The organism is Amycolatopsis sp. NPDC026612, assembly GCF_040638285.1.
Lineage (GTDB): Bacteria > Actinomycetota > Actinomycetes > Mycobacteriales > Pseudonocardiaceae > Amycolatopsis.
In genome coordinates this window covers 1-7,005 of sequence record NZ_JBEZYB010000159.1, presented here as the reverse complement: position 1 = coordinate 7,005, position 7,005 = coordinate 1, and the positions used below count along the sequence as shown (strand labels likewise).

Below are 7,005 nucleotides of genomic sequence, written 5' to 3'. Positions count from 1 at the left end.
GCCCGGGGGCGGCCCCCCCCGAGGCCGACGCGACCATCGCGGTGAACCGGTGCGCGTCGACGCCGTGCGGGTCGACGGTGATGCGGTAGCCGGGACCGTCCTTGACGACGAGGTGCTTGGCGGTCCCGAAGCTGCGTCTCAGCGCGGCGACGGCGTTGTGCAGCTGTCTTCGCGCCGTCACCGGCGGCTCACCGTCCCACATGGCCTCCAGCAGGCGATCGGCGCCGACCACCTTGTTCACGCTGAGCAGTAGCACCACCAGGAGCCGCTGCTGGCGCGGGCCGCCGAGGTCCACCCGCTCCCCGTCGCGCTGGACCCGCAGGGTGCCGAGCAACTCGAAGTACATCCGATCCTCCCCCACCGTAAGCGTGCGGCCACCGTACGCGGCAGCACACGCCGAACCCGGAAAACTTAGTGAAGAAAGCACTTGGCGAGACGTGGTAATCGAAATGGTGCTTTCGTACCGGTATCCCGGTGAACGATCGACACGGACCGCACTCGAATCGCGACAATGGGTCGATGAACAAATCGGACACGATAGCGGCGAATTCGGTAGGTCGATTTTCCTGCTCGTCGATGACGGCACAAATGACTACGACGAATGCGCGGGCGAATAGCGCCTACGGTGGCGGCGCGAGTGCGGGCGCACGATAGGCCGTGACCGCACCCGGGCCGCTCAGGCCGAGGCCACCGAGCTCGCTGAGCACCGCGGCCGCGAGCCCCGGCCGCGCTTCGACGGCCGCGTGCGCAGGACCATCCACCTCCACCCGAAATCCTCCACCGAGCAGACGGACGCGCAGGTCCCGATGGCGGATCCCCGCCTCGGCCAGCCGCGCGCCCACCGCGATCTCGGCGCGTTCCACCAGTCCCAACCTCTGTAAGGAGACGGGCACCCCCACGGAGATACGTGACGCCAGGCAAGGCGTCGACGGCTTGCCGGCGACGGGCAGCGACCACGCGGCGGCCAGCGCCCGGACGTCCTGCTTGCCCAGCCCGGCTTCGGCCAGCGGCTCGACGACGTGCAGCTCACGGGCCGCGCGCAGGCCCGGGCGGTGCAGGGCGCGGTGGTCGTCGGCGTGCGTCCCGGTCGCGACGTGCGTGAACCCGCGCCGGAGCGCGAGGTCGCCGACCGCGCCGAGCACCGCCTGTTTGCAGAAGTAGCAGCGGTCGCCGGCGTTGTCCCGGTACCCGGGCACGGCCAGCTCGGAGGTCGCGACCTCGGCCAGTTCGACACCGAGACCGGCCGCGATCCCCCGCGCGGCCTCGAGTTCCGCCCGCGCGAGGCTGGGCGAGTCGGCGATCACCGCCAGTGCGCGCCCGGCCGGCAGGGCACGCGCGGCCGCGGCCAGCACGAGCGCCGAGTCGACGCCGCCGGAGAACGCGACAGCGACGCTCCCGAGCTCGCGGACCCGGCCCAGCAGCCGATCTTCGATTCCGGCGTCCATTACTCTTCCCCCGCTGGTCGCGCGTTCGCGATGATCTTTGTTCGGCAAAAGAACAGCACTTGTCCTCCGCTCGAGGCGTCTTGCGTGTGGTAAGTCGATCGCGACGGGTCCACCCAGTCAACCCATTGCCGTATTCGTGCGGTATCCCCCGCGAACAGTTTACATACGGCGCGCGAGAACGCTAATGTCTCGAAGGTGGTAACGACTGGGGTTACGGCGGCGACCGCCGATCTGGGCTTCGCGCGATTGGATCTCGACCGGGCGGCCCGCACCGGGGATCCGGAAGTGGTGTTCGGTGCGGGAAAGACGCCGGAGCAGATCACGGCCGCGCTGGCGCGGCTGCACGAAGCCCATCCCGGACGCGCGGTGCTCGCCACGCGGGTCGGGGAGGAAGCGCGGGCGCTGTGCCGGGAACGCCTGCCGGAGGCCGACGTCGACGACGCCGGCCGGACGGTGACGCTCGGGACCGTACCGCCACCGCGCGGCCGGGTCGCCGTGGTCTGCGCGGGAACGTCGGACCTGCCCGTCGCCCGCGAATGCGCCACGACGGTGGCCGTGTTCGGCGCGGAGCCGGATCTCGTCGTCGACGTCGGCGTGGCCGGGCTGCACCGCCTGCTGGCCGAACGCGACCGGATCGCCGGCGCCGACGCCGTCGTGGCGATCGCCGGGATGGAGGCGGCGCTGCCCACCGTCCTCGGCGGCCTGTGCGGCACGCCGCTGATCGCCGTGCCCACGAGCGTCGGCTACGGCTGGCACCTCGACGGCCTGACCGCGTTCCTGACCATGCTGAACAGCTGTGCCCCCGGCGTGGTGACGGTCAACATCGACAACGGCTTCGGCGCGGGCGTCGCCGCGGCCCGCGTCGCGCGGCAGTCGGTGGCGCCGTGACCGTCGCGTGGATCGACGCCGGGAACGGCTGCGCCGGCGACATGCTGCTGGCCGCGCTGGTCGACGCGGGCGCGGACTTCGCCGGGATCGTCGAAGGCCTGGCCCGGCTGCGCGTCGACGACGTCCGGCTGACCGAGCAGGTGGTGCGGCGACACGGGCTGCGGGCACGGCAGGTCGTGGTCGAGGCGCCCGAGACGCGGCACGCCCGCCACCTCCCGGAGATCCTCGACCTGATCGCGTCCGCCGCGCTGACCGGTGCCGCGGAACGCTTCGCCACCCAGGTGTTCGAAACGCTGGCCGACGCGGAAGCCGCCGTGCACGGCATCGAGCGGGACCACGTCCACTTCCACGAAGTCGGCGCGCTGGACGCGATCGTCGACATCGTGGGCTGCGCGCTCGGCTTGGACGCACTGGGCCTGCTCGAGGCGACCGTGACGGTGTCGCCGATCGCCGTCGGCGGCGGCACGGTGACCGCGGCGCACGGCCGGCTCACCGTGCCGCCACCGGCGGTGCTCGCCCTGCTCACCGCGGCGGGAGCGCCGGTCGCCGCGCACCCCGCCGCCCGGGAGCTGTGCACGCCGACGGGGGCCGCGCTGCTCGTCACCCTGGCGGACGCGTACGGCCCGATGCCGGCCTGCGTGCCGGTCGAGGTCGGCGTCGGCGCGGGAACGGCCGATCCGCCGGGGCACGCGAACATCGTCCGGGTGGTCGTCGGGTCGGCCGCGGAGCCGGACCGGACGTGGGTGCGCGCGAAGATGACCGTCGTCGAGACGACGGTGGACGACCTCGATCCCCGGCTGTGGCCCGACGTCCTGACGGCCCTGCGCGCCGCGGGCGCGGCCGACGCGTGGTGCGCGCCGGTGACCGCGCCGAAGGGCAGGCCCGGCATGGTCCTGACGGCGCTGGCGGCGGACGACCGCGTCGACGGCGTCTGCGCGGCGGTGTTCGCCCACACGTCGACGCTGGGCGTGCGGCTGTCCCCGGTCGAGCGGCGCTCGCTGCCGCGCGACAGCGTGACCGTGGACTACCGCGGGCGCCCGGTGAGCGTGAAGCGCGGGTACCTCGACGGGGTCGTCGTGACCGCGCAGCCGGAGTACGAGGACGTGAAGGCCGCCGCGGCCGCCACCGGGCAGCCGCTGCGCCGGGTGCTGGAGGAGGTCCGCGCGGCCGCGGGATCGTGACCGGCCCGTCCACGCCTCGGGCGGGGTGGCCGCCCACGCCCGGCCCGGCCCAAAGAGGTCCACTGTGGACCCGGCCGGTCCCGGTCCGGCCCCGCTCACCGGGCCGGACAACGGACCGACGGACCTAACCGAGACGTAGCACCACGGTAATGAACCGTCACTACGGTCCCCGGGACATGTCGATCAGGCAGATGACGGATCCAGCGCCGGTGGAGCTTCCGCGGGGTGAACCGGTGCTTCCGGATGCGAACGCGGAGCAGGTGAAGGCGCGAGGACGGTGGCTGCCCGTCTTCGGCGCGGTGCTGAGCGCCGCACTTTTCCTGGTCGTCCGGGACAGTCTCACCGACGACGGCTACATCACCCTCGCCTACGCGAAGAACCTGGCCATGCACGGCGAGTGGGGCATCATCCCCGGCTCGCCCGCGAACTCCGCGACGTCACCGCTGAACGTCCTGCTCCTCGCCGCGCTGACGCTGGTGACGCGGGTGGCCGGCGACCCGCACCCCGTCGTGGCGCTCGGGATCCTCACGGTCCTGTGCGGCGGCGCGCTCGGCTGGGCCTGGCAGCGCCTCGGGCGGACGTCGGCGCTGCCGCCCGCGGCCGGGATGGTCGGTGTCGCGCTGGTCCTGGTCAACCCGTTCGTGCTGTCCGCCATCGGTCTCGAAGTCCTGTTGATCCCCGCCGTCCTGCTGGTGCTGACGGTCTTCGCGCTCGAAGGACGGCCGGTGCTGTTCGGCGTCACCGCCGGGCTCGCCATCCTCACCCGGCTGGATCTCGTCGTGTTCGTGGTGGTGATCGCGCTCAGCGCGCCCGCGATCCGGCGCCGGTGGCGGCCAGCCGCCGGCTTCACCGCACTGACGGCCGCGCCGTGGTTCGTGGTGAGCTGGGTCACCTTCGGCTCGTTCGTGCCCGACACACTGGCGATCAAGCAGACGCAGGCGGGGCTGTTCGCGCCCTGGACCTACAGCACCGGGCCGGTGATGTACTACCTCGGCTACCCGGTCACCGTGCTGGTGACGTTCGTCCCGGCACTGCTCGGCGCGGTCGCGCTCGCCGGGTGGGCCGCGGCGCGGTTCTCGGTGCGCTGGCCGGAGTTCCCCGCGCTCGGCCCGGTCGCGGCGCTCGGGGCCGGCGGGATCCTCTACTTCGTCGCCTATTCGTTCATCGGCGTCGGCCCGTTCCACTGGTACTACGTGGCTCCGACGACGACGGTGGGCAGTTTCGCCGTCGCGGCCTTCGGTGCCTGGTTCGGGCAGGCACGCGCACGGACGACGCTGCGCACCGGTCCCCCGCTGCTGGCGCTCGGGCTGACCGGGGTGCTGGTGCTGAGCGCGGCGGCCGTCGACGCCGCGCAGGGTCTGCCGTGGAAGTCGCCGGTCATCTTCGGGAACTGGGCCGGCGCGCAGGACTACGCGCGGGTCGGCAAGGAGCTGGACGCGCGGCTCGACGGCGCGAGCGTGGCCAGTCCCGGGGAGATCGGCACCCTCGCGTACTACTGCGAGTGCGCCATCATCGACGAGTTCTCCGACCGCGGCCACGCGAAGGAGCTGATCGAGCGGCGGATCGCGACGGCGAACCCGCTGATGAGCCTCGCGCTGCGGGTGAACTACCACTGGCTGGACCGCTCGATCACCCCGCGCAAACCGGACTACCGGCTGCAGTACGGCTCGGGGCCCGCGACCGGGCCGGACAGCTGGCAGGTGCAGTCCGCGGCCAAGGGCGTCGGCCACTTCACCCTCACCCGCGAACCGTGACCGTGGCACAGCGGCGGGACCACACGGTACGAGCGATCGCGGCGCCGGCGTCCCGGCCACGGCGCTGGGTGCTGCCCGGCGCCGTGGCCGTGGTGTCCGCCCTCGTCTTCGCGGTGGTGCGGCCGCACCTCGTCGACGACACGTTCATCACGCTGGCCTACGCGCGCAACCTCGCCTTCCACGGGCACTGGGGGCTGATCTCGGCCGAGACGTCGAACACCGCGACGTCGCCGCTGAACGTCCTGCTCCTCGCCGCGCTGACCCTGATCCTGCGCGACGCGGTGCTCGCCGCCGGCGCGCTGTTCGTGCTGGGTCAGGTCGCGCTCGTCCTCGCGCTGCGCCGGGCCGGCGACCGGGCGGGGCTGCCGTCCTGGTTCGCGCCGGCCGCCGTCGCCATGCTGACGGTGAACCCCCTGCTGCTGTCGTCGATCGGGCTCGAGGTCGAGCTCGGCGCGGCCGGCATCGCCTGGCTCCTGGTCTTCGCGGGGGAGCGGCGGCCGGTCGCCGTCGGTGTCCTGACGGGACTGCTCGCCCTCGTCCGCCTCGATCTGGTCGTGGTCGCGCTGGTGCTCTTCGCGCTGCGGCGGCGGTGCTGGGAGAAGGCGTGGCAGTCGGTGCTCGCCGCCGTGGCGGTCGCACTCCCCTGGTTCGCCTTCAGCTGGGTGGTGCTCGGGTCGGCGGTGCCGGACACGGTGATCATCAAGACGCTGCAGAAGTCCTGGGGACCGTGGGATTTCGGCAACGGCCCCGCGCTCTACGCGAACGTCTTCCCGTGGGCGACGGCCGCGTCGTTCCTCCCGGCCGCGCTCGCCCTGCTCGCCTTCGCGCTCTGCGTGGCGGACGCGGCCCGCAGAGGCCCGCTGTGGGCCCGGGTCCGGCCGTTCGCCCCGCTGGTGCCGGCGGGGATCGCGCACTACCTCGCCTACACGCGGCTGCACGTCCCGCCGTACCACTGGTACTACGGGCCGAGTCTGATCGCGGCGACGCTCTTCCTCGCGGCCGCCGCGACGGCCGCGGTACGCGTGCCGGCCCGGGTGGCGGCCGCCGTCGCGGTCGCGGGCGTCCTGGTGGCCGGCGTCGGCGCCTACGCTGCCGGTGGCCTGCCGCGGCGGTTCGCGCCGCTGATGTCCAACCACGACGCGACCGCGGACTACGAGCGGATCGGACCGGAGCTGGGCCGGCTGGTCGGCGGCGGCACCGTGCGCAGCGGCGGGGAGATCGGCGTGCTGGCCTACAGCTGCGGCTGCGCGATCGTCGACCTGTTCGACGACCGCGGCGCCGTCGGGCCGGCCATCACCGAGCGCGAGGCCCATCTCGGCGCGCTCGGCCGGGCGCTGGTCGACGTCAACTTCCGGTTCTTCGACTTCGGCGACCGGCCGATCGTCACCGACTACGCCTTGGTGCGCGGCGATCCGCCGCCCGGTGCGCTGGGCCGGTGGACGCTGACGTCGCCGTGGGCCGGTACCCAGCAGCTGTATCTCGTCCGGGGCAACGGAAGCGGAGCTTGACCATGACCGACCTCACCGCGCAGCGCGGCTTGTTCACCGGCCCGGCGCCGATCGTCAGCAAGGACCTCTACGCCGAGGTCCAGACCGGTGCGGCGGTCCGGGACCGCGAAGCGATCCGGCTGGACCCGGGCACGAAGGTGTCGGGCAACACGTACTTCGGGCGGTTCCCGGCCAGCTACTGGCAGCGCTGGACCACGGTGACCGAAGTCTCGGTCGAGGCCGTCGTCAC

General features: G+C 73.1%; 6 protein-coding genes and 1 pseudogene. 5 read left to right on the top strand and 2 right to left on the bottom strand.

Annotated features, from left to right (window positions below; genetic code table 11):
• A partial coding sequence (locus AB0F15_RS44635; RefSeq protein WP_360283955.1) for a winged helix-turn-helix domain-containing protein occupies nt 1-346 on the bottom strand: 346 nt, incomplete at its 3' end.
• Nucleotides 347-620: 274 nt separating this feature from the next.
• The gene (locus AB0F15_RS44630) at nt 621-1,445 is read right to left on the bottom strand and encodes an asparagine synthase-related protein (RefSeq protein ID WP_360283953.1); all 825 of its coding nucleotides are present in this window, start codon (nt 1,443-1,445) and stop codon (nt 621-623) included.
• Between the two features lie 195 nt (nt 1,446-1,640).
• On the opposite strand from AB0F15_RS44630, the gene larB reads away from it, so the two are divergent.
• The 5 genes and pseudogenes from larB to AB0F15_RS44605 all read left to right on the top strand — a co-directional run.
• Nucleotides 1,641-2,333, top strand: coding sequence for a nickel pincer cofactor biosynthesis protein LarB (gene larB, locus AB0F15_RS44625; RefSeq protein ID WP_360283951.1), 693 nt, complete (start codon nt 1,641-1,643; stop codon nt 2,331-2,333).
• Nucleotides 2,330-3,514, top strand: a complete 1,185-nt coding sequence (gene larC / locus AB0F15_RS44620) for a nickel pincer cofactor biosynthesis protein LarC (RefSeq protein WP_360283949.1) — start codon at nt 2,330-2,332, stop codon at nt 3,512-3,514. Before larB ends, larC begins: the two co-directional genes overlap by 4 nt.
• 233 nt (nt 3,515-3,747) lie before the next feature.
• The gene (locus AB0F15_RS44615) at nt 3,748-5,268 is read left to right on the top strand and encodes a hypothetical protein (RefSeq protein ID WP_360283947.1); all 1,521 of its coding nucleotides are present in this window, start codon (nt 3,748-3,750) and stop codon (nt 5,266-5,268) included.
• Nucleotides 5,265-6,776: a hypothetical protein gene (locus tag AB0F15_RS44610; RefSeq protein WP_360283945.1), complete on the top strand. Its 1,512-nt coding sequence runs from the start codon at nt 5,265-5,267 to the stop codon at nt 6,774-6,776. Before AB0F15_RS44615 ends, AB0F15_RS44610 begins: the two co-directional genes overlap by 4 nt.
• Before the next feature lie 2 nt (nt 6,777-6,778).
• Nucleotides 6,779-7,005 (top strand): annotated as a pseudogene (locus AB0F15_RS44605) (glycosyltransferase family 2 protein); the annotation flags it as partial.

Bases quoted from the DNA above. Each gene is read 5' to 3' on its own strand.
- AB0F15_RS44630 (WP_360283953.1), bottom strand. From the start codon at position 1,445: ATGGACGCCGGAATCGAAGATCGGCTGCTGGGCCGGGTCCGCGAGCTC.